The 23,361-nt window shown below is 68.6% G+C and carries 27 protein-coding genes; 9 read left to right on the top strand and 18 right to left on the bottom strand.

Going from position 1 to position 23,361, the window contains the following annotated elements:
• Window positions 1–28: 28 nt before the first annotated feature.
• The 12 genes from AB4Y92_RS13080 to AB4Y92_RS13025 all read right to left on the bottom strand — a co-directional run bounded on the left by AB4Y92_RS13080 (window position 29) and on the right by AB4Y92_RS13025 (window position 11,408).
• On the bottom strand, window positions 29–619 hold the full coding sequence (locus AB4Y92_RS13080) for a DUF1989 domain-containing protein (RefSeq protein ID WP_441820042.1): 591 nt from the start codon (window positions 617–619) through the stop codon (window positions 29–31).
• Window positions 620–725: 106 nt separating this feature from the next.
• A complete protein-coding gene (gene pabB / locus AB4Y92_RS13075; RefSeq protein ID WP_441820041.1) occupies window positions 726–2,834 on the bottom strand; it encodes an aminodeoxychorismate synthase component I in 2,109 nt (702 codons plus the stop codon).
• A 40-nt stretch (window positions 2,835–2,874) separates the two neighbouring features.
• Complete coding sequence (locus AB4Y92_RS13070; RefSeq protein ID WP_441820040.1) at window positions 2,875–3,609, bottom strand: 4'-phosphopantetheinyl transferase family protein; 735 nt, start codon at window positions 3,607–3,609, stop codon at window positions 2,875–2,877.
• A 203-nt stretch (window positions 3,610–3,812) separates the two neighbouring features.
• On the bottom strand, window positions 3,813–5,456 hold the full coding sequence (locus tag AB4Y92_RS13065; RefSeq protein WP_441820039.1) for a M4 family metallopeptidase: 1,644 nt from the start codon (window positions 5,454–5,456) through the stop codon (window positions 3,813–3,815).
• A complete protein-coding gene (locus AB4Y92_RS13060) occupies window positions 5,417–5,698 on the bottom strand; it encodes a hypothetical protein (RefSeq protein WP_441820038.1) in 282 nt (93 codons plus the stop codon). The genes AB4Y92_RS13065 and AB4Y92_RS13060 overlap by 40 nt, the downstream gene beginning before the upstream one ends.
• 139 nt (window positions 5,699–5,837) lie before the next feature.
• Window positions 5,838–7,025, bottom strand: coding sequence for a glutathionylspermidine synthase family protein (locus AB4Y92_RS13055; protein WP_441820037.1), 1,188 nt, complete (start codon window positions 7,023–7,025; stop codon window positions 5,838–5,840).
• Window positions 7,026–7,095: 70 nt separating this feature from the next.
• Entirely contained in the window at window positions 7,096–7,734 is a 639-nt protein-coding gene (locus AB4Y92_RS13050) for a DUF1190 domain-containing protein (RefSeq protein WP_441820036.1), read from the bottom strand.
• Window positions 7,735–7,742: 8 nt separating this feature from the next.
• Window positions 7,743–8,150, bottom strand: a complete 408-nt coding sequence (locus tag AB4Y92_RS13045) for a DUF350 domain-containing protein (protein ID WP_441820035.1) — start codon at window positions 8,148–8,150, stop codon at window positions 7,743–7,745.
• A 44-nt stretch (window positions 8,151–8,194) separates the two neighbouring features.
• Window positions 8,195–8,860, bottom strand: coding sequence for a DUF2491 family protein (locus AB4Y92_RS13040; protein ID WP_441820034.1), 666 nt, complete (start codon window positions 8,858–8,860; stop codon window positions 8,195–8,197).
• Window positions 8,861–8,894: 34 nt separating this feature from the next.
• A complete protein-coding gene (locus AB4Y92_RS13035; RefSeq protein WP_441820033.1) occupies window positions 8,895–9,944 on the bottom strand; it encodes a potassium channel family protein in 1,050 nt (349 codons plus the stop codon).
• A gap of 283 nt (window positions 9,945–10,227) precedes the next feature.
• Window positions 10,228–10,995, bottom strand: a complete 768-nt coding sequence (locus AB4Y92_RS13030) for a PspA/IM30 family protein (protein WP_441820032.1) — start codon at window positions 10,993–10,995, stop codon at window positions 10,228–10,230.
• Complete coding sequence (locus AB4Y92_RS13025) at window positions 10,992–11,408, bottom strand: YjfI family protein (protein WP_057945106.1); 417 nt, start codon at window positions 11,406–11,408, stop codon at window positions 10,992–10,994. The genes AB4Y92_RS13030 and AB4Y92_RS13025 overlap by 4 nt, the downstream gene beginning before the upstream one ends.
• 472 nt (window positions 11,409–11,880) lie before the next feature.
• On the opposite strand from AB4Y92_RS13025, the gene AB4Y92_RS13020 reads away from it, so the two are divergent.
• Window positions 11,881–12,396: a c-type cytochrome gene (locus tag AB4Y92_RS13020; protein WP_441820031.1), complete on the top strand. Its 516-nt coding sequence runs from the start codon at window positions 11,881–11,883 to the stop codon at window positions 12,394–12,396.
• Window positions 12,397–12,719: 323 nt separating this feature from the next.
• Window positions 12,720–14,564, top strand: coding sequence for an ExeM/NucH family extracellular endonuclease (locus AB4Y92_RS13015; RefSeq protein ID WP_441820030.1), 1,845 nt, complete (start codon window positions 12,720–12,722; stop codon window positions 14,562–14,564).
• Here the strand turns inward: AB4Y92_RS13015 and AB4Y92_RS13010 are convergent.
• Genes AB4Y92_RS13010 through AB4Y92_RS12995 form a run of 4 tightly spaced genes read right to left on the bottom strand, consistent with a single transcriptional unit; the run spans window position 14,522 to window position 15,085 of the window.
• The gene (locus AB4Y92_RS13010; RefSeq protein WP_441820029.1) at window positions 14,522–14,713 is read right to left on the bottom strand and encodes a DUF6053 domain-containing protein; all 192 of its coding nucleotides are present in this window, start codon (window positions 14,711–14,713) and stop codon (window positions 14,522–14,524) included. The two genes, AB4Y92_RS13015 and AB4Y92_RS13010, sit on opposite strands and share 43 nt — an antisense overlap.
• A 17-nt stretch (window positions 14,714–14,730) precedes the next feature.
• On the bottom strand, window positions 14,731–14,838 hold the full coding sequence (locus tag AB4Y92_RS13005) for a DUF6053 domain-containing protein (RefSeq protein ID WP_441820028.1): 108 nt from the start codon (window positions 14,836–14,838) through the stop codon (window positions 14,731–14,733).
• A gap of 17 nt (window positions 14,839–14,855) precedes the next feature.
• Complete coding sequence (locus AB4Y92_RS13000) at window positions 14,856–14,963, bottom strand: DUF6053 domain-containing protein (protein WP_441820027.1); 108 nt, start codon at window positions 14,961–14,963, stop codon at window positions 14,856–14,858.
• Window positions 14,915–15,085, bottom strand: a complete 171-nt coding sequence (locus AB4Y92_RS12995) for a DUF6053 domain-containing protein (protein WP_441820026.1) — start codon at window positions 15,083–15,085, stop codon at window positions 14,915–14,917. Before AB4Y92_RS12995 ends, AB4Y92_RS13000 begins: the two co-directional genes overlap by 49 nt.
• On the opposite strand from AB4Y92_RS12995, the gene AB4Y92_RS12990 reads away from it, so the two are divergent.
• The 7 genes from AB4Y92_RS12990 (at window position 15,012) to AB4Y92_RS12960 (ending at window position 20,453) form a co-directional block, all read left to right on the top strand.
• Window positions 15,012–15,185, top strand: a complete 174-nt coding sequence (locus AB4Y92_RS12990; protein ID WP_441820025.1) for a DUF6053 domain-containing protein — start codon at window positions 15,012–15,014, stop codon at window positions 15,183–15,185. The genes AB4Y92_RS12995 and AB4Y92_RS12990 overlap by 74 nt on opposite strands.
• The gene (locus AB4Y92_RS12985) at window positions 15,182–15,856 is read left to right on the top strand and encodes an alpha/beta hydrolase (RefSeq protein WP_057945108.1); all 675 of its coding nucleotides are present in this window, start codon (window positions 15,182–15,184) and stop codon (window positions 15,854–15,856) included. The genes AB4Y92_RS12990 and AB4Y92_RS12985 overlap by 4 nt, the downstream gene beginning before the upstream one ends.
• 13 nt (window positions 15,857–15,869) lie before the next feature.
• Entirely contained in the window at window positions 15,870–16,934 is a 1,065-nt protein-coding gene (locus AB4Y92_RS12980; protein ID WP_441820024.1) for a lysozyme inhibitor LprI family protein, read from the top strand.
• Window positions 16,935–16,957: 23 nt separating this feature from the next.
• Entirely contained in the window at window positions 16,958–18,040 is a 1,083-nt protein-coding gene (gene zapE / locus AB4Y92_RS12975) for a cell division protein ZapE (protein WP_441820104.1), read from the top strand.
• 533 nt (window positions 18,041–18,573) lie between these two features.
• A complete protein-coding gene (locus tag AB4Y92_RS12970) occupies window positions 18,574–18,957 on the top strand; it encodes an HU family DNA-binding protein (RefSeq protein WP_057945111.1) in 384 nt (127 codons plus the stop codon).
• A 289-nt stretch (window positions 18,958–19,246) separates the two neighbouring features.
• Window positions 19,247–19,525 carry a hypothetical protein gene (locus tag AB4Y92_RS12965; RefSeq protein ID WP_441820023.1) on the top strand — a complete coding sequence of 93 codons (279 nt, stop codon included), beginning with the start codon at window positions 19,247–19,249 and terminating at the stop codon, window positions 19,523–19,525.
• A 118-nt stretch (window positions 19,526–19,643) separates the two neighbouring features.
• The gene (locus tag AB4Y92_RS12960) at window positions 19,644–20,453 is read left to right on the top strand and encodes an aminoglycoside phosphotransferase family protein (protein WP_441820022.1); all 810 of its coding nucleotides are present in this window, start codon (window positions 19,644–19,646) and stop codon (window positions 20,451–20,453) included.
• Between the two features lie 289 nt (window positions 20,454–20,742).
• On the opposite strand, the gene AB4Y92_RS12955 is transcribed toward AB4Y92_RS12960, so the two are convergent.
• Complete coding sequence (locus tag AB4Y92_RS12955; RefSeq protein ID WP_441820021.1) at window positions 20,743–22,137, bottom strand: efflux transporter outer membrane subunit; 1,395 nt, start codon at window positions 22,135–22,137, stop codon at window positions 20,743–20,745.
• Window positions 22,134–23,351: an HlyD family secretion protein gene (locus tag AB4Y92_RS12950; RefSeq protein ID WP_441820020.1), complete on the bottom strand. Its 1,218-nt coding sequence runs from the start codon at window positions 23,349–23,351 to the stop codon at window positions 22,134–22,136. The genes AB4Y92_RS12955 and AB4Y92_RS12950 overlap by 4 nt, the downstream gene beginning before the upstream one ends.
• Between the last annotated feature and the right edge of the window lie 10 nt (window positions 23,352–23,361).

Raw genomic sequence — 23,361 nt, 5'->3', positions numbered from 1 at the left:
CGGCGCCGCATCGCCTGGGCCGCCCGCATCAATCCTCGATAAGCTCGAACGCCAGCGGCCGCGGCGGCGCGCCGCCGTTGCAGGTCGCGCCGGGACAGGCGGAGACCGCGATCGCCAGATCCATTTCGGCGCGGAACACGATCGAGCGCCCCGGACGCGCGACTGGCGTGGGGAAACTCAGCGCGCCGTCGGTGCCGACATCGACGTGCATGAACAGATTGAACGGCGTCGGCAGCGGCGCCGGCTCGATCCCGAGTTCGCGCAGCGCCGCCGACAGGTTGTCGGTGCAGTTCGGATGCTCGCCGCTTGCGCCGTATTGAATGCGGTACATCTCCGCGCTGCAGGCCGAGTACAGGAAATCGTGCCGGCCCGCGTCATCGTCGAGGATGGTCAGCATCGGCCGGCTGCGGTCGGACCACAGCACGTCGCCGCTACTCAGAAAGAGCTTGCCGCCGTAATCGAAGGTGCGGCCGTTGCTCAAGCGCTCGCTGCCGTCGGGCGCGAACGCCATCAGATCGCCGGTCTGGCCGCCCTCGTTGTCGATGATGCGCAGGCGCTGGCCTTGCCGCAGGCGCAGGCCGATGCCGCTCGCGGCGGGAATCTGTCGTTGCTCGGGCATGCGGTTCTCCATGCGATCGCCGCGCTTGCAAGCGACGGCGGCGCGGCGAGTCTACTGCGCTTTTGTCATACCGGTTCGCGCCGTCACGAACGGCCGGCGCAGCCGATCAGCCTTCGGACGCGGCCGCGTGCACATGCAGGCGATCGCCTTCCACCCGATAGGCGAAGCCTTCGTTCGCGGCCAGATGGCGCCACAGCGGCCGCAGCACCGCTTCGGCCTTCAGCAGCACTTCCTGGAATTCGTCCTGCGCGTCCGACAGCCAGGTGATCGCGCCGCCGGCGCCGAAGGCGACCGTGTCGCCGTCGTAGGACAAGGTGCGGATGCCGATGTTGAGGTCGGCGACGCGGTTGTAGCCCAGGTAGCCGATCGATCCGCAGTACACGCCGCGCGCGCTGCGTTCCAGGCGATCGATGATCTGCATGGTGCGCTGCTTGGGCGCGCCGCTGATCGAGCCGCCGGGGAAGGTCGCGCGCAGCAGGTCAATCAGGCTGCGGTCGGGCCGCAGTTGCGCTTCGACCGTGCTGACCAGCTGGTGCACGGTGCGGTAACTCTCGATCTCGCGCAGCTTGGGCACCTCGACGGTCGCGGGCACGGCGACGCGGTTGAGGTCGTTGCGCATCAGATCGACGATCATCAGGTTCTCGGCGCGATCCTTGTCCGAATTGGCCAGACGCTGCGCGTACTGCGCGTCGCGCTGCGGGTCCTTGGAGCGGCGGATCGTGCCCTTGATCGGCTTGGTCTGGATGCGGCCGTCGCGGTTCACGCGCAGGAAGCGCTCCGGCGAAGTGCTCAGCACGTGGCTGTCGCCGCAGCGTAGGTAGGCGCCGAACGGCGCCGCGTTGCCGCGCCGCATCTGCCGGTACAAGGCCAGCGGATCGAGCGCGGCGCGGAAACGGAAATGGTTGGTCAGGCAGACCTGATACGACTCGCCATCGACGATGGCGCGGCGGCAGGCGTCGATGGCGGCCAGATAATCCTCGCGGCCCAGATCCATCTCGACATCCAGGCTGCGCAGCGGCGCGGCGTCGCCGGCGGCCGGCGCCGGCGCGGGATGCATCGACTCGATCCGCGCGCAGGTCGCGTCGAGCCATTGCCGCGCCGCGTCTTCTTGTCCGTCCTCGGCGATGGCGACCGCCCAGGCGCGGCGCGCGGCGTGATCGAAGGCGACGAAGCGCCGCACCCGCATCCACACCGCGTCGGGCAGACTCGTGCCGGCGCCGCGGTCGCCGTCGAACAGCGCTTTCATCTCGTAACCAAAGTAGCCGACGAACCCGCCCCTGAAATCGAACGGCAGCGTCTCGCCGCCGATCACCCGGTCGCCTTCCAACTCGCCTTCAAGCAATGCCAGCAACGCCTGCCCCGCCGACATCGCCGCATCGTCGTCGGCGATGCGATAGCGATGCAGTTCGCCGTCCTCGACCGCGCCCATGAACGAACAGGCGGCGGCGTCCTCGGCGATCTGGCTGTCGAGCCAGAAGCTGTTGCGCGCCTGCGCGTACACGCCGCTGAACACCGCTACCGGATCGATCGCGCCGGCCAGCGGCCGCTGCAACACGCGCAGGCGCGGCGGCGGTGGTGCGATCGGCGCGGGCGGCGGCGCGGGCGCGCTCATGCTGACGAAGGCGCGGCCGTGATGGCGCTTGGCCAGATCGCGGAAATTCGCGATCAGGTCGATGCCGTGTTCGGTCAGGATCGACTCGGGATGGAACTGCACGCCCCACTGCGGCCGCTGGCGATGGCGCAGCGCCATGATCAGGCCGTCGTCGCTGTGCGCGGTGGCGAGCAACGGCGACGGCAAGGGCGCGGCGGCGATCAGCGAGTGATAGCGCACCACCTGCAACGGCGACGGCAAACCCGCGAACAGGTCGCTGCCGTCGTGCGCGACCGCGGCGCTGCGGCCGTGCACCGGCTCGGGCGCGTGGGCGATGCGGCCGCCGTAGGCGTGGGCGATGCCCTGGAAACCCAGGCACACGCCCAGCAAGGGCAGCGCCGAGCGTTCGATGGCCTGGCGCGAGACGTGGAAATCCGCGTCGCGGGTGACGCTGCCCGGGCCGGGCGAGATCACGATGCAGTCGTAGCGCGCATCGGCTTGCAGCTCGTCCCAGCCATAGTCGTCGTTGCGCACCACGCGCGGCGCATCGCCGAACGCCCGGCCGATCTGGTCGGCGAGGTTCCAGGTGAAGGAGTCGTGGTTGTCGATCAACAGGCAGCGCATGATCGGCCTATTGTCGTACAAACCTCCGCCCGCGCGGCGCTCAGGCCGGCGGCCGCAGCACGCAGGCGATGCTGCGCACGCCGTTGTCGTCTTCGCGGCGGTAATCGACGGTGAAACCCTGGCCGGCGCGCACGCCCGGCGCCAGGGTCTGCGCCGCGGCGAACTCCAGGCGCTGCGGATCGACCCGGGTCAGACGCATGGCCTCGAAGCCGAAGAAGCTGCGGACCTGGGCGAACAACGCCTTGTACAGGCTTTCCTTGGCCGAGAACACCGCCGCCAGGCCGAACGGGAAATCCTCGAAGCCGGCGCGGATCAGCGCTTCTTCGTCGGCATCGACGACCACGCCGCGGATCTCCGCGGCCAGTTCCGGGCCGATGCCGCGTTCGATGTCGATGCCCAGCCCGATCACGTCCGGGTCCAGCGTGGCGACGCAGACGGCGCGTTCGCCGGCATGCGAGATCGAGGCCATCGCGCCGGCCGGCCACAACGGCTCGCGCGCCGCGCCGATGGCGATCTGCGTCGGCGCCATGCCCAGCCGCTGCAGCACGCGCTGCGCGCAGACCCGGCCGGCGAGGTATTCGCCGCGGCGCTTGTTCACCGCGCGCGCCAGCTGCGGCGGAAAGTCCACGCCGTGGCGCCGGTACAGTTCGTCGCGGTAGGCGCCCAGGTCGAAACGGCAGGCGTGGCCGGCCAGCGCCTTGCCGTGGCTGTGCGCGTCGAAGTCGCTGGCGTGGCTGAGGAAGCCGTCGGTGGTTAAAAGATCGGCGTCGGCCATGACCGGTTCCTTCGGTAACTGATGCGTCGTCGGCGCGCAGGATCGCACAGGCGCTGGCGGGATACACCCGCGATGGCGCGCAAGTGCGAGCGCGTTGCAGGAATGCACGCGCGGCCAACATCGGCAAGCAACGCTGCTGCGCCGCGCAAACACGAACGGCCCGCTGAGCGGGCCGTTCGCTTACAACCGTTGCCGACCGACGGTCAGTTGACCTTGACCGCGCTCCAGGCGCGCGCCACCGCCGCCTGCTCGGCGGAACCGGCGCCGTACAGCTCGGCCGCCGCCGCCAGTGTCGCCGCGCGGGCCTGCGGATAGGTCGTGTTGCTGGTGAACTTGGTGGTCAATGCGCGATACCAGATCTTGCCGACCTTGTCGCGGCCGATGCCGGTCACGCCGGTATCGCCGTTGCAGACCAACTGGGCCGGCGTCAGGCCTGTGCCCGCCGGAGCGACAGCCCCCTCGGCCGCCAAATAGAAAAACCGATTGCCCACGCCCGAGGTGTAGTGAGGATTATGAATTCCGTCGGATAAAGACGCATCGAAGCCGCCGGGGATATAGCAATTGAACGACTTGCCGTCGGCGGCCTGGTTGTACGTGTCGCGGAAGGCGCCGCCGTCGGTGCGCATCTTCTCGCCGATGCGGTAGTCGGCCGGATCGTTGGCGTTGTTGGCGTAGAACTCGACCAGGGTACCGAAGATGTCCGAGGTCGTTTCGTTGAGGCCGCCAGCGTCGCCCGAGTAGGCCAGCCCGGCGGTGGCAGCAGTCACGCCATGGGCCATTTCGTGGCCGGCCACGTCGATGCCGACGACCGGGCTGTAGCCGCGCGCAGCATCGCCGTCGCCGTAGAACATCGACTTGACCAGCGCCACGTAGGCGGCATTCGCGCCGGTGATCGCGCCGCTCTTGGTCTTGAAATTGGTGTGCGCATAGCTCTTCACGCCCTTGCCGTCGCCAGCCAGGCCGCTGCGCCCGTGCACGTTCTTGAAATAGTCCCAGGTCACGCCGACACCGTAATGGATGTCGGCCGCGACGGTCGCGCGATCGCCGGTCGTGTGGTTGCCCCAGACGTTGTCGGTGTCGCTCATCAAGGTGGCGCTGCCGGTCGTCGATAAGATGTCGAACAAGCCCGACACGACCCCGCCCTTGGCGTCGTAGACGCTACCACTGCCGCGGGTGGTGTCGATCAGGTCGTACTTGGTCTCGCTCTTCTTATCGGTGGAGATGCTCAGATCGCCGTAGTAGAGCGATTTGCCGACGCCGGTCGCGGCGGCGGTCTGGATCAGATCCTGCACGTCGAGCACTTTGCCGCTGATGGCGTCGATGTAATACGACATCAGGCCCGAGTGGTTGTCGCCGGCCTCGCCCTGCAGCGTTACTTCATAGGCCAGCACCGGCTTGGCGCCGCGCGCGTAGACCACCAGATCGTTGCCGCGTACCTGTTCAATGCGATCGCCGAAACGTGCGCCGGCCTCGACCGCGGCCTCATCCTTGCCCAGACGCGCGGCCAGCGACGGACGCAGCTTGCTGCGCAGAGTCAACAGCACCGAATGCAACTGGCCGCGCTGCGATTTCACCACCACATCGCCGCCGACCACGCGCAGGCCGCGATAGGTCCGATCGAAACGCACATGCTCGGAGCCGTCCTTATCGACGACCGCATCGCGCGCTTCGAAAGCGTCTTCGCTATTGCCTTGTAACGCGCTCAGATGGCCGGCGATCAGGCCGCGCGCCTGCTTCACCGCCAGCGCCTTGCCGGTATCGGCCGCATGCGCGGCCGAAGCGGTCAATGCCGCGGCCAGGGCCAGGCTCAGTACTGCGCACTTGGGCAGATCGGATTGGAATGACATACGTGACTTCCCCTCAATAATTGAATCGAAATGCCGGAGTATCCGGCGACGGGCAGCGACGGTGGCGACGACGCTGGCCGCATCTTCGATCCGATCCGCGAGGCGGCGAGCATCGCGGCAAGCGGAAATTGCACGGTAAAACGTGCGCTCAAGCGGAATTTCGCGATCTCCACGACGATGTGTAGATCGAATGCATAAAAAGGATGCTTTCCGCGCTGCGGCGCAAGCGTGATCCGTTTCACGCCATGCGTGAGCGCACGCGAATCGTGCTGCGATTCGCGTGCTCGGCCGCGATCGGACGCCGGTTCGACGGGCCGCGCCCGACGGCATGGATCGTCAGCGCGCGAGCAGCGTCGCCGCCGCTCACCTTCGGCAGCGCGATCAGTCTTCGACGATCGCGTGCGGCACGAAGCGCGAGGTGTCCTGGGTGATCAGGCCCGCGTCTTCGCGAATGCCCATGCCGGCGGCGTTGTCGGCGACCACCCAACTGCCGATCAGCGGATAGTTGGCGGCGCCGTCGGCGCCGTCGAAACGCGGCAGCGGGTGCAGGGCCTGGCGAATGGTCGGGCCGCCGGCGTAGGGGCCGTCGCTGCTCAAACGCTGTCCATTGGCATCGACCAGCTCGATGTTGGCGCCTTCGCGCGAGAACAGCGGCTTGCGCACCCAGCCCGCGCTCAACTCGGCCGGAGTTTCCTCATCGAAATACGCTTCGAGCAGATTGCGATGGCCGCGATGGCGTTCCCACAGCAACGGCAGCACGCCCTTGTTGCTCAGGATCGCCTTCCACGCCGGCTCGATCAGCTGCACTTGCGAGGCGGCGAGCTTGGCGCCGTATTCTTCCACGAACATCCATTCCAGCGGATACAGCTTGAACAGCGTGCGGATCACCCGGTCTTCGTCGTCGGTGAACCAGCCTTCGGCGCTCATGCCGATGCCTTCGATGCTCAGCTCCAGCGTGTTGACGCCGGCCTGCTCGGCGCAGTCGCGCAGATAACGCACCGTGCCCTGATCCTCGACCGAGTCCTCGACCGCGGCGAAATGCACCGGCGTGGCGATGCGCTTGTCCAGCGCCAGGGCGCCGAAGGTTTCGATCAGCAGTTCCTGGATGCGGTTGTACTGGTCGCTGCCCTCCGTCAGCACGCCGCGCTGGATGTTCTGCTCCAGCCACAACCACTGGAAATACGCCGCTTCGTACAGCGAAGTGGGCGTGTCGTAATTGAGTTCGTACAACTTGGCCGGGCCGACGCCGTCGTAGGCCAGGTCCATGCGCCCGTACAGATGCGGCTCGCCACGGCGCCACGAATCGGCGATCCAGTCCCAATGCGTGGCGGGAATCGCCAGCCGGGTCAGCAGTTCTTCCGAGCCGACCACTTCATCGACCAGCGCCATCGACATGTCGTGCAGCTCCTGGGTCGGCTGCTCGATGTCGTCTTCGATCTGGCGCAGGCCGAAGGCGTAGTAAGCGCGCTCGTCCCAGTACGGCGCGCCGTCGATGGTGTGGAAATGGAAACCCAGCGACTGGGCTTGTTCGCGCCAGTCGGGGCGTTCGTTCGCGGCGATGCGTTTCATGCGATTCCGATGATGAGGGCCGCAGCGATTGCGGCCCGCGAGAGAACGAGGCGAAACCCGGCGGGCGCGATCAACCGCCCCAACCGCCGCCGCCGCGGCCTGAGCCGCTGCTGTGGCTGCCGCCGAAACCGCCGCGCGCCGCCGCGCTGGAGCCGAAGCCCGAGCGCGAAACGGTGACCGCGCGCGCCGGCAGCGCGGTGTTGCCGGCGGATTTGCCGTAGACCGTGCCGCTGGAGTTGCTGACTTGCTTTCCGTCCGGGCGCAGATAGCCGCCGCTGCGGTAATCGCGGTACAGCGGCGAAACGCCGCCGATTTGGTAGTAGTTGCGGCCGCCGTTCATCGCCTGCGACAGCGCGTAGCCGACCAGGAAGCCGGTCATCGGCGGCATGAAGCTGTGCTGGCTGCCGTTGGCGTATTGCGCCGGCACCGGTTGGCAGGCGCCGAACTGCTGGTTGCACTCCTGCTCGCTTTCGAAGCGCGGCGCGAGCTTTTCGTGCTCGACCAGCGCCTGCGAATAGGCTTTCTCGCACTGTTCGCGCGAGATCTCGGTCTGCACCGCGCATTCTTCGCGCGAGGTCAGGATCTTGCCGCTGGGGTCGTCGTCGCAACCGCTCAGCACGGCCGGCACCGCCACCGCCATCAGCACCAGCTTGAGATTGCGCGAGCGCTTGCCGCGCGCGCCGTCCTTAGTTTTGGAAGTCGTGGTCATGGCATCGCTCACGGCGTCATGGCGGCGGCGTTGATCAGGCCGACGCTGATCGACACGCCGGCCGAGAAGATGCCGGCGGCGGTCTGGTTGTTGGTGATCTGCTGCGACAGCTTCGGCGCGACCAGGCGCGCGAGCAGGAAGGCGAACAGCTGCACTACCACCGACACCGCGCCCCAGATCGCCGCGTCGAACAGGCTCACCGAGTTGGAGATCGCCGAATGCAGCGGCAGCGCCAGGCCGATCAGGGTGCCGGAGAACGCGGTGGCCGCGGCGGTGTTGCCTTCGCGGATCAGGCTCAGCTCGCGATGCGGGGTGATCATCAACACCGCCACCGCGGCGAGGACCAGCACGCCGATGCCGGTGCCGGCGTAGGCGAGGAAGTTGAGAAAGCTGTGGGCGTTGATCGGGGCGTCCATGGAAGATCCTTGCGTGGTGATGCGGTGGCGGCGCGTCGATGCGCTCAGGTGATGTCCAGATCGGCGGTGTTCAGATCCAGGCCGATGGCATAGGTGATCACGAATTCGCTCGGGCCGTAGTCTTCCGCGGTGACCAGCAGGAATTCCTCGCGATCCAGCTCGGGCACTTCGCGCCGGTAGAGCATGGCGTAGTGGGTCAGATCGTCGTCGCGGCGCGGCGGATCGTGGCGGTACAGCACTTCGTCGTAGACCACCGGCGGCACCTTGGCCGCCGCGCTCTGGTCGCCGAATTCGCGGTACCAGGTGCGGCCGGCGTATTCGATCGAATCCGCGCCCAGGTGCGGGTGTTCGTGGATGAAGCGCTTGAACTCGGCCTGGTTGGCCGGATTCACGGTCTGCTGGAAGACGAAGGCCTTGATGCCCTCGACCTGGCCGCTGGCGGTGCTGACCTGCAGGTAGGCGTCGTCGTCCAGGTAAAAACGGTGCAGGGCGTGGCCGCCGCGCAGATCAATGTAACCGTAGCAGGGAATGCCCTGGTGACCTTCGGGCAGGCGCATCGTCCAGGCCTGCGGATGGGCGCGGAACATCATCGTGTCGAAGGCCACGCGGCCGTTGATGCGCAAGCCCAGCGGCAGTTCGTGGGCGAACGGCATCTGCGCTGTCTCGGGCGGTTTTTCGCCGCCGCCGAATAGTCCCTTCAACCAACTCATCGTCTCGTGCCTCGCTGCGGGCGCCGGGCCCGGATCACCGCGCCGCGAGCGAAGCCCACGGCACGCGCGCGCTGTCGATGCGCGCGTCGGCAAGGTAATACAACAAAGTGCCCGGCGCGATCTCGACATGATCGGGCGGATTGAGTACCGGCGCGGCGCTGCGGCCGTCGCGATAGCCGATCCACAACGCCGACTGAGCGCGGAACGCGCCGGCCAGCTTGGCCGCCAGCACCGGCGCGGCAGCGGCCGGAACCTGCAGGCTGAACTGGGTCGGGCCACCGGCGCCGAGCCATTCGCCGGCCACCAGCGAACTGCCGGCGTCCTGCGCGGCGCGCGCGATCACGTCCACGTGCAGCGGCCGCGTGCATTCCACGTGCGGGTAGTGGCTGCGCACCAGTTGCGCGACCGCGGCGGATTCGAAATGCGCGACCACGTGCGCTTCGTGCGGATGCGCCATCACCGCGAACACCGCGGCGAGCGAGCGGTCGTCGTGGTCGGTGTGCACGATCACTCGCGCGGCGCGGCTGAGCGCAGCGCGTTCGTACTCGTTGCAATCGGCGTAGGAGGCCGCGGCGACGAAGCGGATCTGATCGGGCAGCGGATTCTCGGCCAGGCCTTCGGCGACCAGCACGATGCCTTCGTCGTCGGTGTGGGTGTCGGCCAGCAGCAGTTGCACCAGCCGTTCGGACTCGCGGCCGTGCCAGCCGATCAGCACGGTGTGGCCGTGCATGTCTTCGTAGCTCATCTTGCCCACCTGATGGCGCTTCCAGAAATTGAGCAGGCTCGCGCTGGTCTTGGCCAGCACCGAGGCGAACAGGGCGATCGCGCCGGGCATCACGAACAAGGCCGCAGCCCAGCGTCCGGCCGCGCTGCCCGGCGAGAGATCGCCGTAACCGATGGTGCTGGCCGTGGTCACGTAGTAGTAGACGAACGAATCCCAGCCCAGCAGTTTTTCTTCCCCGGCCCAGGCCATCAGCAGCCAGGTGCCGGCCATGTGCAGCGCCAGCGCGGCGGCGACCACGCCCCAACTGACCCGGCGCAGATGGCCGCGCAGGGTGCGGAAGAGTTTGCCGATTACGATCATTTCGGTGGGTGGGCCTGGTTACGTCCGTGTGCGGCGGGGTGGCGCTGGTGCTTGGTGCGTAGTGCTTGCTGTCGCTGAGGCTCGGGATCGCTGCTGATTGCCGCGGTGACGCGGACATCCGGACGCGTCGCAAACCCTCGAGACCGTCATTCCCGCGAACGCGGGAATCCAGTGACTTCCGGGCCGGCGCGATCAAAGTCGCTGGATTCCCGCGTTCGCGGGAATGACGAGCAAAAGAGGAAGCGATCGGCATCAAGCCGATCGCTCCGCCTCGCCAACGCCATCAATCCTTGCGCTCGACCTTATCGGTTTCCTTCACTTCCACCGCCGGCAGCGCCAGGGTGTTGTCGTGGGTCAACTGCTGCACCGGCTTTTCGCGGAAGCGCTCCAGGATGTTGTCCACGCTGGTCGATTCCGGCAGCAGGCCGGCGTTGGCCAGACGGGCGTTGAGGTCGCCGTCGCCGCTCTCGGCTTCCAGCTGCGCCGCCGCCTGCAGGCGCGCGCCGCGCTCGGCCTGGCGGGTCTGGATGCGCTCGAGCGAATCCAGCGCGGTGGTGACCTTGCCGGTGGCGCCGGAATGACGCGCGGCGACCGCGGTCTGGGCGCGCTGCACCGCTTCGGTGGCCTTGACCGTATCGACCTGCTGCTTCACCCGCGCCAGCTTGCGCTCGGTGGTGGTGATCGCGGTCTTGAGCTGGCTGATGCTGGCATCAAAGCTGTTGATCGCCTGCTCGTCGTTCTTCAGGTCGGTCTCGACCGTGGCCAGGCGCTCGGCGACTTCGCGCGCGAGCTGCTCGTTGCCCTGGCGCAGGGCGCCGGCGATGTAGGTTTCGTACTCGGCCTTCTTCGCGAAGCGGTCCTTGCTGCGGTTGGCCTGCAGCTGGCGCTGGGCCATGACCTTGGTCAGTTCTTCCTTCGAACGCACCAGCTCGTTGCCGGCGTCGCGGATTTCCTGGTCGAGGATCTTCAGCGCGTTGGCGTCCACGACGGCCTGGCCGGCCTCGTGGGCGGTGCCGCGGAACAGGGTCAGGATTTTCTGCAGCAGGCTCATGCGGTCACCAGATAGGACTTGAGGGCTTCCACCGCGTCGATCGCGTTGTCGGCCAGGGTGCGGATTTCCAGTTCGATCTGCTCGGCGCTGGAGTCGGGCGCCATTTCGCCGAAGACGATGTAGACATCGCGTTCGTTGATGGTGGTCAGGCCCAGGTTGGACAGCGGGTTGATCGGGTTCAGGCGCAGGCAGGCTTCGTTGAAGCCGGCCGCGTCGCGGACCTGCGCGGCCTCGACCAGGGGGGTGGAGACGAAGATCTCGCGATCGGTCAGGGCGATAGTGATGCCCAGGTCGCCGCTGTCGGGCAGGGTCACCTGGATCGCGCCGTCGGCGGTCGGCACTTCTTCGACATTATCGGCGCCGAAGGAGACGGCGAGGCGGGTCAGCAGTTCTTGCGTGGTCCAGCGGGACATAGGGCGGTCCTTGAGGGTGAAGGCTGACAGGCGCGGGAGCGTCCGGATCGCAGGGGCGCGCGGGCGCGGGCGGGGGCCCGTCCTTGGCGCTGCGATCATCGTCCGTGACCGTGCTCATGGATCGCAACGGTTATAGGGGCGCGCGCGGACCGGCGCAAGGCGTATAGGTCGGAAGTCAGGGGTCGGCGTTCACCGCGCAAATGCAGGCGCAGGGCGCATTCGCGGTGCCGGCGGCCGATCATGCCCGGCCGCGGACCTGGGATCTGGCCCCAGCCCGCGCGGCGCGCGCTTGAGCTAAACTGTCTGGCGGAACTACCCGACCGGCATTCCCGGCCCGCGATCGCTGCCCTGGCGCAGACGATTGGCGGGTCCGTTATTCGGCGGGTCCGTGCAGCGGTCGCGCCGATCCCCGGTGGCGGCCTCGTCGATGGCTCTATGCGTCCCGGTCCGGGGCGCACGCAATAGGTGGATCGTGCGCAATTACGACCTCGAATTCCTGAAGAAATTCTCGATGGTGATCGGCTTTCTGATGCTGGTGACCCTCGGCCTGATGATCGCGGCCTACTTCGTCCACCACCAGTTGCCGCAGGAAGTCGATCCGCGCGCGGCGCAGCGCACCGACAACCGCATCGGTCCGGTCGGCGCGGTCTACGCCGGCGCGACCGGCGCGGCCTCGCAGCAGGCGGCGGTCGCCGCGGCGGCGGCCAAGGCGGCCTCGCAGGTCGCTTACGGCGGCACGCTCGACGGCAAGGTCATCTTCGACAGCCTGTGCGCGGGCTGCCACAAGTCCGGCGCCGGCGGCGCCCCGACCCTGGACGCTTCGCATTGGGCGGCGCGCATTTCCAAGGGCAAGGACACCTTGCACAAGCACGCCGTGGAAGGCTTCACCGGCACCAGCGGCGTGATGCCGCCCAAGGGCGGCAACCCGGCCCTGACCAACGAACAGGTCGCCGCGACTGTCGATTGGATGCTGGGCAATATCAAGTAAGCGCGGGGTATCGCGCTGACGGAACGCCGCCTTCGGGCGGCGTTTTTGTTTGTGGGGTGTGCTGTTCCCCCCTTTGAAAAAGGGGGGTAGGGGGGATTCGCTGTTGCTGTTGCTTCTAAGACCTTAAAGCGCAGAGCAAAAGCAAATCCCCCCTGCCCCCCTTTTCCAAAGGGGGGAACAGCTCTCTTCTTGGTGGGAACAGCACTTTCAAAGGGGAGCAGCCCTCTTCGGGGGAAACAGCCCTTCCCGCCAGACGGCACACGACGCCACGCAACACCGCTGCGGATAATGGCCGCACTCTTCACCGCCCTGCCGAGCACGCCATGACGCGATTCCGCCCCGCCCTCGCCTTCGCGCCCTGCCTGCTGCTGGCCGCCTGCGCCACCGCACCGCTGGCCGGCCGATCGGGCGCGAACGCATCGGCGCCGGGCGTGACCGCGATCGGCGCGGCACGCGCCGGCCTGGGCAAGGACGCGCGCCACGTCACCATCGCCGGCATCGTCACCGCCGCCTTGCCCGGTAAGGACCAAGCCCCCGGCTGGCTGATCCAGGACGCCGGCGACGGCGATTCGGCCACTTCCGACGCGATCTGGGTCACCGGCGCCGCCGCGGCGGGACTCGCGCCCGGCCAGACCGTGCAAGTCAGCGGCCGCATCTACGAAGCCACGCTCGAACCCGACCGCAAAGGCCGCGCCCGCTCGCTGACCGCGATCGACGCCGAACGCATCGCTCCGATGAGCTCGCGCGCGCAGCGCAAGTCGCTGGCCTCGATCCAGCCGGTCGCGATCGAGCGCGCCCCCGCCGACTGGCGCGCGTTGCAAGGCATGCGCGTGCGCATCGCCGCGCCGCTGACCCTGGGCGAGCGCGATCCCGAGCAACGCACCCTCGCGGTGTCCTTCGACGGCCGGCTGTGGCAGCCCTCCGAACTCGCCGCGCCCGGCAGCGAGCAAGCGCGCGCGATCGCCGCCGACAACGAACGCCGCCGCCTGCTGCTGACCGGCGACGCCGCGATCCTGCCCGTCGCCGCCTTCGCCGCGCGCAGCGGCAGCCGCCTGGACGCGGTGGAAGGCGTGGCGGTGCCGGTCGCCGGCCACGACGGTATCCGCCTGAGCGCCGCCCCCGACCTGCACGCCGCGCCGCGGCCGCCGGTGCCGCAGGTTGCCGGCGACTTGCGCATCTCCGCCTTCAATCTGGAGAACCTGTTCAACGGCGACGGCCGCGGCGGCGGGTTCCCGACCCCGCGCGGCGCGCGCACCCCGGCCGAGTATCAGGCGCAGCAAGCCAAATTGGTCGAGACCATTCACGCGCTCAATCCCGATGTCGCCGCATTGATGGAATTGGAGAACGACGGCTACGGCCCCGACTCGACCCTGGCCGAGCTTGTCGCCGCGCTGGACCGCGCCGACGCGGCCAGCGGCGGCCCGCAGGATTGGCGCTACGCGGCGCCGTGCCGGCAGACCTGCCCGCCGCGCGCGGCGGGTGCGTGCAAGGACGCCTGCGCGGCTTCGACGCGCGGACCGGGCGAGGATCAGATCCGCGTGGGCCTGATCTATCGCGGCCAGCGCGTGGCCGCGCGCGGCCCGGCGGCGACCTTGCAGCAAGGCCCGTTCGGGCCGCTGGCGCGGGTGCCGATGGCGCAGGCGTTCAACGCCATCGGCGCCGACCGCAAGCCCGGGCCGGCGTTCGTGGTGGTGGCCAATCACTACAAGTCCAAGGGCTGCGGCAAGAACGCCAGCGGCGCCGACAAGGACCAGGGCGACGGCGCCTCGTGCTGGAACGCGGCGCGCAGCGAATCGTCGCGGCGCCTGGACGCCTGGCTCAAGACCGATCCCACCGGCAGCGGCGGCGAGCTGACGATGATCGTCGGCGACCTCAACGCCCATGCGCAGGAACAACCGCTGCGCGAGTTGTATGCCGACGGCTGGCAGGACGCGTTCGCCGTGGCCAAGGTCGAATCGCCCTACAGCTACGTCTACGACGGTGAACTGGGCCGTCTGGACCACGCCCTGCTCTCGCCGGCGCTGGCCGCGCGGCTGCGCGGCGCGGTGGAGTGGCACACCAACGCCGACGAACCCGAGAGCGCCGGTTACCGCAACGGCGGCGCCGGCCCGTGGCGCAGCTCCGATCACGACCCGGTGCTGCTGGGCTTCGACCTGATGCCGCGCTGAGGGGGTTCAAGCGTGTCGCGGCAGGAGGCTTTTGCGGGAAGGCCCGCTTTTGTGGGAGGGCCTTCAGGCCCGATGCCTTTCGCTCCGACACGGTGAAACTTCACCGCGACCTGCAACAAAAGCATCGGGGCTAAAGCTCCCTCCCACAAAAGACTTCGTGGCCGCGTCAGGCTTTTGTGGGAGGGCCTTCAGGCCCGACGCCTTCCGCTCCGACACGGTGAAACTTCATCGCGACCTGTGACAAAAGCATCGGGGCTAAAGCTCCCTCCCACAAAAGACTTCGTGGCCGCGTCAAGCTTTTGTGGGAGGGCCTTCAGGCCCGATGCCTTTCGCTCCGCCACGACGAAACTTCACCGCGACCTGCAACAAAAGCATCGGGGCTGAAGCTCCCTCCCACAAAAGACTTCGGGGCCACGGCCAGCTTTTGTGGGAGGGCCTTCAGGCCCGATGCCTTCCGCTCCGACACAACGGAACTTCACCGCGACCTGTAACAGAAGCATCGGGGCTGAAGCCCCTCCCACAAAAGCTCCCCCGCCCGCTAAAGCCCGCGTAACCGCCAGGCACGCGCAACACACCGTCATAACACCGCTCTCACCCCGCCACGTATCATGCGCGGCATGAGCACCCCCGCCTTTCCCAGCGACGCGTCCACCGCGCTGACGCTGCCCGGCCCCGCCGGCGCGATCGAGATGATCGTCGAGGCCGCCGAAGCGCCGCCGCGCCCGATCGTCGCCATCGTCTGCCACCCGCTGCCGACCGAGGGCGGGACCATGCACAACAAAGTCGTGACCATGGCCGCGCGCGCGCTGCGCGAGTCGGGCGCGGCGACGGTGCGCTTCAACTTCCGCGGCACCGGCGCCTCCGAGGGCGAGTTCGACCAGGGCGAAGGCGAATGCGACGACCTGCGCGCGGTCGCCGCCTGGGTCCGCGCGACGCGTCCGGACGCGCAGCTGTGGCTGGCCGGTTTCAGCTTCGGCGCCTATGTCTCGCTGCGCATGGCCGACGAACTGCGGCCCAAGCTGCTGATCTCGATCGCGCCGCCGGCCGGACGCTGGGACTTCGACCGCATCGCCCCGCCGCAGGGGTATCCGTGGATCGTTATCCAGGGCGAGGCGGACGAAATCGTCGATCCCGAGGCGGTCTACGCCTGGATCGGCGGCCTGCGCCAGCCGCCCGAACTGGTGCGCATGCCCGACACCTCGCATTTCTTCCATCGCCGGCTGATCGACCTGCGCGGTGCGATCAAGAACTCCGTGCGCCCCCATCTTCCGCCGGAAACCGCTCCGGCCTGACAGGATTTTCCCGATGCGCCCCGCCCCGAGCTTTGCGCTGCTGTACGCCTGCGCCTGCCTCACCGCGCTCGCCTGGTCGGCCCGCGCCGACGCGGCCGGCATCGATTGCGCCAAGGCCAAAAGCAAGAACGAGAAAGCCATCTGCGCCGACCCGGTGCTGAGCGGCCGCGACGGCGAACTCGCCCAGGCCTACCGCGCCGCGCTCAAGGCCAGCCAGTACGGCGGCGAGCTCAAGAAAGACCAGCTGGCCTGGATCAAGGAACGCGACCGCTGCGACGGCCAGGTGCCGTGCCTGCGCCGCGCCTATGTCGAGCGCCTGACCGAACTCAAGCCCGGCGCCATCAGCGGCAAGTTCGACTGGAACGGCGACTGGACCCGCGTCGATGGCAGCTCCTCGCTGTCGCTCAAGGCGGCCGGCAAGGACAAGTTCGAAATGGAACTGCAGGCCAGCAACGGCGCCAACACCGGCCTGCTGTCGGGCCGCGCGCGCGCCAACGGCGCCAATGAAATGGTCTACAAGGGCAGCGACGCCAACGCCAAGTGCGAGCTGACCTTCCACCGCTTCCACCGCCAGATCCAGATCGAGCAGCAGCACACCGGCAACGATTGCGGCGCCGGCCTGGGCGTGCATTTCAGCGGCCGCTACCTGCCCGGCCTGGGCGAAGCGGTGGCGACCACGCAGTGGAACCTGGTCGATCTGGGCGTGGTGCTCAAGCCGGAAAACGACCAGAGCCTGCGCAAATTGCTCGGCGACGACTACGCCGCGCTGGTCGAGCGCCTGGACGTGATCGACACCCGCGCCGACCAGGAAGGCCTCAACGCCACCGTCACCAACGGCTACGTGCGCGGCCTGGCCAACGCCATGCGCGCGCTGCTGATGCAGACCGCCGACGGAAAATTCTGGGTCGCGATCCGCGCCGACAACAAGCAGGACAAGCCCGAGCTGCGCTACTACAGCAACGATCCGGCCTGGGCGGCGAAACTGCCCACGACCATCGACAGCTGGTCCGATGGCTACCAGGAGCACGTGCCGGTGCGGCTGATGTCGGCCGGCGGCCGCATGCTGAGCCAACCGTGAGCGCAGCCCCGCAGCACGCCGTCATGACGCCCTCGCAGGCCTATGCCGCCGGCGTCGCGCGCGGCGACTGGAGCGAGGATCCGGCGCAGCATCCGGCCCTGCGCGAACTCGACCGCATCCATGCCGGCGTGCTCGATCCGCCCTCGCAGGGCTTGTTCGACCGCCTGCGCGGCAAGCCGCGCGAAGGCGTGCCCGGGCTGTATCTGTGGGGCGGCGTCGGCCGCGGCAAGACCTTCCTGATCGACCTGTTCTACGAACAGCTGCCGATCGCCGAGAAGCGCCGCACTCACTTCCACCGCTTCATGCGCGAGGTCCACGCGCAACTGCGCGCGCACGCCGGCGAGAGCGATCCGCTGGCCAAGATCGTGCGCCAATGGCGCGATCAGCTGCGCGTGCTGGTGCTGGACGAATTCTTCGTGATCGACATCGGCGATGCGATGCTGCTCGGGCGCCTGCTCGACCGCCTGTTCGCCGAAGGCGTGACCCTGGTGACCACCTCCAACACCGCGCCGCCCAATCTGTACGCCGAAGGCCTGCAGCGCGACCGCTTCAAGCCGGCGATCGAGCTGATCCAGCGCCACTGCGCGGTGCTGCTGCTCGACAGCGCGCAGGACTACCGGCTGCGCGCGCTGACCCGCTCGCCGGTCTATCGCGCGCCGCTGGACGCCGAGTCCGAGGCCTGGCTGAGCGGACGCTGGAAGGAACTGGCCGCCGGCTGCACGCCGGAAACCGGGCCGCTGCGCATCGACGGACGCGATATCCCGGTGCGCGCGCTGGCCGACGGCCATGCCTGGTTCGACTTCGCCGCGCTGTGCGAAGGCCCGCGCGCGGCCGGCGACTACATCGAGATCGCGACCGAATATCACACCGTGCTGCTCGGCGGCATTCCGATTTTCCCCGGCGGCGTCCACGACGACGCGGCGCGGCGCTTCATCAATCTGATCGACGAGTTCTACGACCGCCACGTCAATCTGGTGTGCACCGCGGCCGACGCGCCGACCGGTCTGTACCAGGGCCACCGCCTGAGCGGCGCGTTCGAGCGCACCGCCTCGCGCCTGATCGAGATGCAATCGGCCGAATACCTGGCGCTGGAACACCGCGGCTGAGCGCCGCCGCTCGCCCTCGCGGCGGCGGCGAAGCCAGCGCGCGCCATAGCGAATCCGCCCGCGGCGTATGCGCCGCGTGATGACGCAGCGGACGCCCACCACGGTCTTTATCCACAGACAGGCACATTCGTGCCGCGCATCGCAGCCCCGATCGGCCGCCGCTCGCAGATACGCGCGTCCGACAGGCCGCACCGCGACTGAATGCCCGCGACCGGCATCGGCGCGGCGCGCGAACGAGCGCCCGGGCGCGCGCAAACTCGCGCTGCGCCGCCGCAGGAATCGCAATCGGCCTTGTTTTTCAGGGATTTTTTCCATTCTCGCCACAGCCGCGCCGGTGCATCATTCGGCGAAAAAACCCTGCCGCAGCGGGGATTTCCACAGCGCCGCGCCGACGAACGGACGCGGGCGGGCGAAAAACACGCATGTTTTTGCGTCAAAACTCTTGGCGGCGCGTCGAGCTTGCCCTACATTCCGCCTTGCCGAGGGGTTATCCAGGCAACCCATCCATCCAACGAGTGCTACCGGAAAAAACTATGGCTACGAAAAAAACCGCTGCAAAGAAGAAGGCCGCTCCGAAGGCCGCCGCCAAGCCGGCTGCTGCGAAGCCCATCAAGGAAGTGTTGAGCAAGTCGGGTCTGGTTGCGCACCTGGCCGAGACCACCGGCGTGGTCGCCAAGGACATCCGCTCGGTGCTCGCCGCGCTTGAAGGCGCCGTGCACGCGTCGATCAACAAGAAGGGCGCCGGCGCGTTCACCCTGCCGGGCCTGCTGAAGATCACCGCCGTCAGCGTCGCTGCCAAGCCCAAGCGCAAGGGCATCAACCCGTTCACCAAGGAAGAGCAGTGGTTCGCCGCCAAGCCGGCCACGGTGAAGGTCAAGGTCCGTCCGCTCAAGAAGTTGAAGGACGCCGCGGCCTGATGACCGCCGATGCGGCGTGGCCTGGCCCGCCGCATCATCGCTGCAGCGGACGCCGCCTTCGGGCGGCGTTCTGTTTTTCGGGCGCCGCGATCGCAGCGGCCGACCGCACGCGTAGCGGCTGAGAATCGGGCCGATCCGCGCCGGACCCCGCGCCGCGTTTGTCCGGATCGGTGCGCAGACTTTGCACGAAATATGAATGCGTCATCCGGCCGCGCGGCCCCGCCTTCCGGCCTGGTTTGCGCCGCCGCGGTGCGTGGCATAGTGCGCGTTATTGTCGTGGAGCATCGTCGTGGATCCGATCAGCCTGGAAGACTTGGCCCTGCTGGATGTCCTGCAACGCATCGACCAGGGGCAGGCCCCCGGCCGGCATGCATCGGACCTGCGCGATCGCCTGATCGACGCCGCGCTGGCCCAGCTCGACGAAGACGGCGACACGCTGTCGCTGACCGATGCCGGCGTGGAGCGCTGCAAATCCCTGCGCCATCGCGTCGCCGCCGACGCCGAGGCCGCGCAGGTGATCAAGGAGCGCGAAGAATCGGCGGCGGCGCAGGAAACCGAGACCGACTGAGCCCGCGCTCGCGCCGGCGCGCGAAGCTACACAAAGAAACATCCGGCCGGCATCGGCGCGCTTGCCTTGCGCGCGCGCGTCCCGACATCGACAGGCATCGCCCTCGCGCCGGACCTGCATGACGCCCTTCGATCGCCACCTCTCGCTTTGGAATCTGCGCGCCGACGGCGCGCCGATCCGCACCCACAGCAGCGACCTGCTGCCGGTCCGCCACGGCGCGCAGCCGGCCATGTTGAAGATCCCGCGCGACGCCGAAGAAAAATTCGGCGGCATGATGATGCAGTGGTGGAACGGCGACGGCGCCGCGCGCGTGTACGCGCACGACGAGGAGGCCTTGCTGCTCGAACGCGCCTGCGGCCCGCGATCGCTCGCGCACATGGCGCGCAACGGCCGCGACGACGAGGCCACGCGCATCCTGTGCGAAACCATGGAACGGCTGCATGCGCCGCGCGCCGCGCCGGCACCGGCCGATCTGGTGCCGCTGCGGACTTGGTTCGCCGATCTGGAAACTCATGCGCGCAGCCACGGCGGCGTGCTGGCGCGCAGTTGGGAGATCGCGCAGGAACTGCTGGCGCAACCGCGCGAAGTGATGCCGCTGCACGCCGACATCCATCATGAAAACGTGCTGGACGCCGGCGCCGAGCGCGGCTGGATCGCGATCGATCCCAAGCGCGTGATCGGCGAGCGCGGCTTCGACTTCGCCAATCTGTTCACCGATCCGGATGAAGAAACCGCGCTGGCGCAGGGCACGTTCGAACGCCGGCTGGCGCTGGTGGTGGAACACGGCCGGATCGAGCGGCGCCGCCTGTTGCAGTGGATCGTCGCGTTTCAGGGCCTGTCGGCGGCGTGGTTCATCATCGACGACGATGAGTGCGAGAAGGAGTTCGAGATTATCGGCAGGGCGTTGGCGGAATTGGATCGGAGTTGAGGTTGCCGCGCATATCCGTTTTCGCTCTGGCTCCTGATTTTGCTCCCTCTCCCGCTTGCGGGGTGAGCAGACGCTGCTTGCGAGCCATGGCTCGCGCGTCTGCGAACGCCCAAACGCAAAGCGTTTGGGCCGGGGTGGGTTGGGGTGAGGGTCGTCAGCCCCTACGCAAACTCGGCAACCGACTGTCCGTGAGAGTCGCTGTGCATCAGTCGCGCGGTGAGTTGGTCGCTTCGCGCGCCCTCACCCCAGCCCTCTCCCGCAAGCGGGAGAGGGAGTTCAACGCAACGACTCATCGAACCGCGGTCCCCTCCCAACCGCCGCCCAGCGCCTTGTACAAGTTCACCTCGGCCGTCAACGCATCGCCCTGCAACTGCAACACCGTCAGCTCGGCATTGAACAAATTGCGCTGCGCATCGAGCTCTTCCAGATACGAGGCATACCCCTCGTTGTAGCGGTTGCGCGCGATCCGCAGCGCTTCGGCCAGGGCCTGCTGTTGTTGCTGGGCCTGATCGCGCTGCTCGTGCAGATAGCCGATCGCCGCGAGCGCGTCTTCGACTTCGGAAAACGCCGTCAGCACGGTCTTCTGATAGCCGAGTACGGCCTGATCGCGGCGCGCGGCGCTGGCCTGGGCTTGCGCGCGCAAACGGCCGTGGTTGAACAGCGGCGCCAGCACGCTGCCGCCGACGCTCCACACGCGGATCGGATCGCCGTGCAGCAGGCTCGATTCCAGGCTGCCCAGCGATCCGGTCAAACGCAGCGACGGCAGCAGCTGCGCGCGCGCGGCGGCGAGGGTGGCGTCGCTGGCGGCGATCTGCGCTTCGGCCTGGGCGATGTCGGGGCGGCGGCGCAGCAGTTGCGAGGGCATGCCGGCCGCGGGCAAGGCGGGCGCGGCGATGTCCACCAGCGCCTTGCCGCGCGTGATGGCCTGCGGCGCGCGGCCCAGCAGCACCGACAGCGCGTCTTCCTGGCGCCGGATCGCCAGCTGCAACTGCGGCACGACCTGGGCGGTGGCGCGGTACTCGGCCTGGGCCTGGGCCAGTTCCAGGCGCGAGGTGTAACCGGTGTCGAAACGGCGCTTGGCCAGCTTGAGCGCGTTCTCGCGCGACACCAGGGTGCGTTGCGCGACCTCCAGCCGGGCGTCGCTGGTGCGCAGGCCCAGATAGGCCGAGGCGACCGCGGCGGCGATGCTCAGCCGCACGCTGTCGGCGCCGGTTTCGCTCGCCAGCAGGTTGGCGCGCGCCGCATCCGTCAGTGCGCTGAGCCGGCCCCACAGATCGACTTCGTACGCGGCCTGGAACTGCGGCTGGCTGACATTGGAAATATTGGCGCGGCCGGTGGCGGCGCTGACGCTGCGCGAACGCGTGGCGCTCACGCCCAGGTCCAGAGTCGGCCACTGCGCCGCGCCCTGCGCGTCCAGCAGCGCGCGCGCTTCGGCCACGCGCGAGACGGCCAGGCGCAGGTCGGTGTTGTGCACGAGCGCGGTGTCGACGAGTTCGGCCAGCACCGGATCGTTGTAACCGCGCCACCAGTCGCGCTGCACCGCCACGCCGGCGCCGGGCGCGTCGCGCCAGGCCGGCGGCGGCGCGGCCACCTCAGGCGGCGGCGCGATGCTGACGCAGGCGGCGAGCAGGCTCGCCGCGAGCGCCAACGCGGAGATTCGGAATGCGGCGCGCGATGGCTTCATCGACGCGGATTCCCGTCGCCCGGATCGGCGGGCGGCGCGGGCGCGGCATCGGGCGGCGTCTGCGCTTTCGGCGCGTCCGACGCGCCAGTGGCTACCGCCGGCACCGCCGCATCGCGCGCCGCGTTCGCCGCGGCCGCCTGTTCGTCGCGGCGCACCGCTTCTTCGTCGATCTTGCTGGCAGTATCGACCGTGGCTTCCACCGACATGCCCGGACGCAGGCGCGCGGCCAGTTCCTGATCGGGATCGATCGAAATTCGCACCGGCAGCCGCTGCGCGACCTTGGTGAAGTTGCCGGTGGCGTTGTCGGTCTTGATCACGCTGAATTCCGAACCGGTGGCCGGCGACAGGCGTTCGACGTGGCCGCGCAGGGTCGCGCCGTCGAGCGCGTCGATGCGGAACGAGGCCGACTGGCCGGGACGGATGCGCGCGGTCTGCGATTCCTTGAAGTTCGCCACCACCCACACCCGCTGCGGCACCAGTTGCATCAGCTGCGTGCCCGGGGTGACGTACTGGCCCAGGCGCACGCCGATCTCGCCGAGCTGGCCGTCCTGCGGCGCGTGGATGCGGGTGTTGGCCAGATCGATCTCGGCCAGGCGCAAGGCGGCTTCGGCGTTGGCGACCGCGGCGGTGAGCGCATCGCGGTTGACGATCACCGAGCGCACGTCCTCGTCGGCCGAGCGCCGCGCCGCCTGGGCCTGGCCCAGGCCGGCTTCGGCCTGACGCAGGGTCGCCAAGGTCTGATCGCGTTCGCGCTGCGACAACGAGCCGTCGCCGACCAGCGCGCTGGCGCGGCGCATGTCGGCCTGGGCGCGGGCGAGGTTGGCCTGCGCGGCCTTGAGCTGCGCCTCGACGTTGGCCACCGCGGCTTCGCGCACGCGCCGGGCCTGGGTCGAGTTGGACAGGTTGGCCTGCTGCGCGGCCAGATTGGCGCGGGCCTGATCGACGCGCTGGCGATAGTTGCGATCGTCCAGTTCGACCAGCACCTGCCCGGCCTTGACCCGCATGTAGTCCTGCACGCGGACCTGGGCGACATAGCCATCGACCTTGGGCGCGACCACGGTGACGCTGCCGCGCACGTAGGCGTTCTCGGTGGTCTGGCGCGCGCTGGAGAACGGCCACAGCCGCCAGGCGTAGAGAATCAGCAGCACGCCGACGACGGCGATCGCGATCACCGGGATCGTGGCTTTGGACTGGAAGGGCGTCTTCAAGGGCATTGGGGCGTCC

The sequence above is a fragment of the Lysobacter sp. TAB13 genome, from assembly GCF_052113885.1.
Classification (GTDB): domain Bacteria; phylum Pseudomonadota; class Gammaproteobacteria; order Xanthomonadales; family Xanthomonadaceae; genus Lysobacter; species Lysobacter gummosus.
This window is presented reverse-complemented; position numbering and strand designations above follow the sequence as displayed.

What these genes read in the sequence shown, in the direction of transcription:
- AB4Y92_RS13065 (WP_441820039.1), bottom strand. Translation starts at nt 5,456, where the DNA reads ATGTCATTCCAATCCGATCTGCCCAAGTGCGCAGTACTGAGCCTGGCC.
- AB4Y92_RS12955 (WP_441820021.1), bottom strand. Translation starts at nt 22,137, where the DNA reads ATGAAGCCATCGCGCGCCGCATTCCGAATCTCCGCGTTGGCGCTCGCG.
- AB4Y92_RS13080 (WP_441820042.1), bottom strand. Translation starts at nt 619, where the DNA reads ATGCCCGAGCAACGACAGATTCCCGCCGCGAGCGGCATCGGCCTGCGC.
- AB4Y92_RS13030 (WP_441820032.1), bottom strand. Translation starts at nt 10,995, where the DNA reads ATGAGCCTGCTGCAGAAAATCCTGACCCTGTTCCGCGGCACCGCCCAC.
- AB4Y92_RS13050 (WP_441820036.1), bottom strand. Translation starts at nt 7,734, where the DNA reads ATGACCACGACTTCCAAAACTAAGGACGGCGCGCGCGGCAAGCGCTCG.
- zapE (WP_441820104.1), top strand. Translation starts at nt 16,958, where the DNA reads ATGACGCCCTCGCAGGCCTATGCCGCCGGCGTCGCGCGCGGCGACTGG.
- pabB (WP_441820041.1), bottom strand. Translation starts at nt 2,834, where the DNA reads ATGCGCTGCCTGTTGATCGACAACCACGACTCCTTCACCTGGAACCTC.
- AB4Y92_RS12960 (WP_441820022.1), top strand. Translation starts at nt 19,644, where the DNA reads ATGACGCCCTTCGATCGCCACCTCTCGCTTTGGAATCTGCGCGCCGAC.
- AB4Y92_RS13045 (WP_441820035.1), bottom strand. Translation starts at nt 8,150, where the DNA reads ATGGACGCCCCGATCAACGCCCACAGCTTTCTCAACTTCCTCGCCTAC.
- AB4Y92_RS12980 (WP_441820024.1), top strand. Translation starts at nt 15,870, where the DNA reads ATGCGCCCCGCCCCGAGCTTTGCGCTGCTGTACGCCTGCGCCTGCCTC.
- AB4Y92_RS12985 (WP_057945108.1), top strand. Translation starts at nt 15,182, where the DNA reads ATGAGCACCCCCGCCTTTCCCAGCGACGCGTCCACCGCGCTGACGCTG.
- AB4Y92_RS12950 (WP_441820020.1), bottom strand. Translation starts at nt 23,351, where the DNA reads ATGCCCTTGAAGACGCCCTTCCAGTCCAAAGCCACGATCCCGGTGATC.
- AB4Y92_RS12990 (WP_441820025.1), top strand. Translation starts at nt 15,012, where the DNA reads ATGCCTTCCGCTCCGACACAACGGAACTTCACCGCGACCTGTAACAGA.
- AB4Y92_RS13040 (WP_441820034.1), bottom strand. Translation starts at nt 8,860, where the DNA reads ATGAGTTGGTTGAAGGGACTATTCGGCGGCGGCGAAAAACCGCCCGAG.
- AB4Y92_RS12970 (WP_057945111.1), top strand. Translation starts at nt 18,574, where the DNA reads ATGGCTACGAAAAAAACCGCTGCAAAGAAGAAGGCCGCTCCGAAGGCC.
- AB4Y92_RS13015 (WP_441820030.1), top strand. Translation starts at nt 12,720, where the DNA reads ATGACGCGATTCCGCCCCGCCCTCGCCTTCGCGCCCTGCCTGCTGCTG.
- AB4Y92_RS13070 (WP_441820040.1), bottom strand. Translation starts at nt 3,609, where the DNA reads ATGGCCGACGCCGATCTTTTAACCACCGACGGCTTCCTCAGCCACGCC.
- AB4Y92_RS13035 (WP_441820033.1), bottom strand. Translation starts at nt 9,944, where the DNA reads ATGATCGTAATCGGCAAACTCTTCCGCACCCTGCGCGGCCATCTGCGC.
- AB4Y92_RS13055 (WP_441820037.1), bottom strand. Translation starts at nt 7,025, where the DNA reads ATGAAACGCATCGCCGCGAACGAACGCCCCGACTGGCGCGAACAAGCC.
- AB4Y92_RS13025 (WP_057945106.1), bottom strand. Translation starts at nt 11,408, where the DNA reads ATGTCCCGCTGGACCACGCAAGAACTGCTGACCCGCCTCGCCGTCTCC.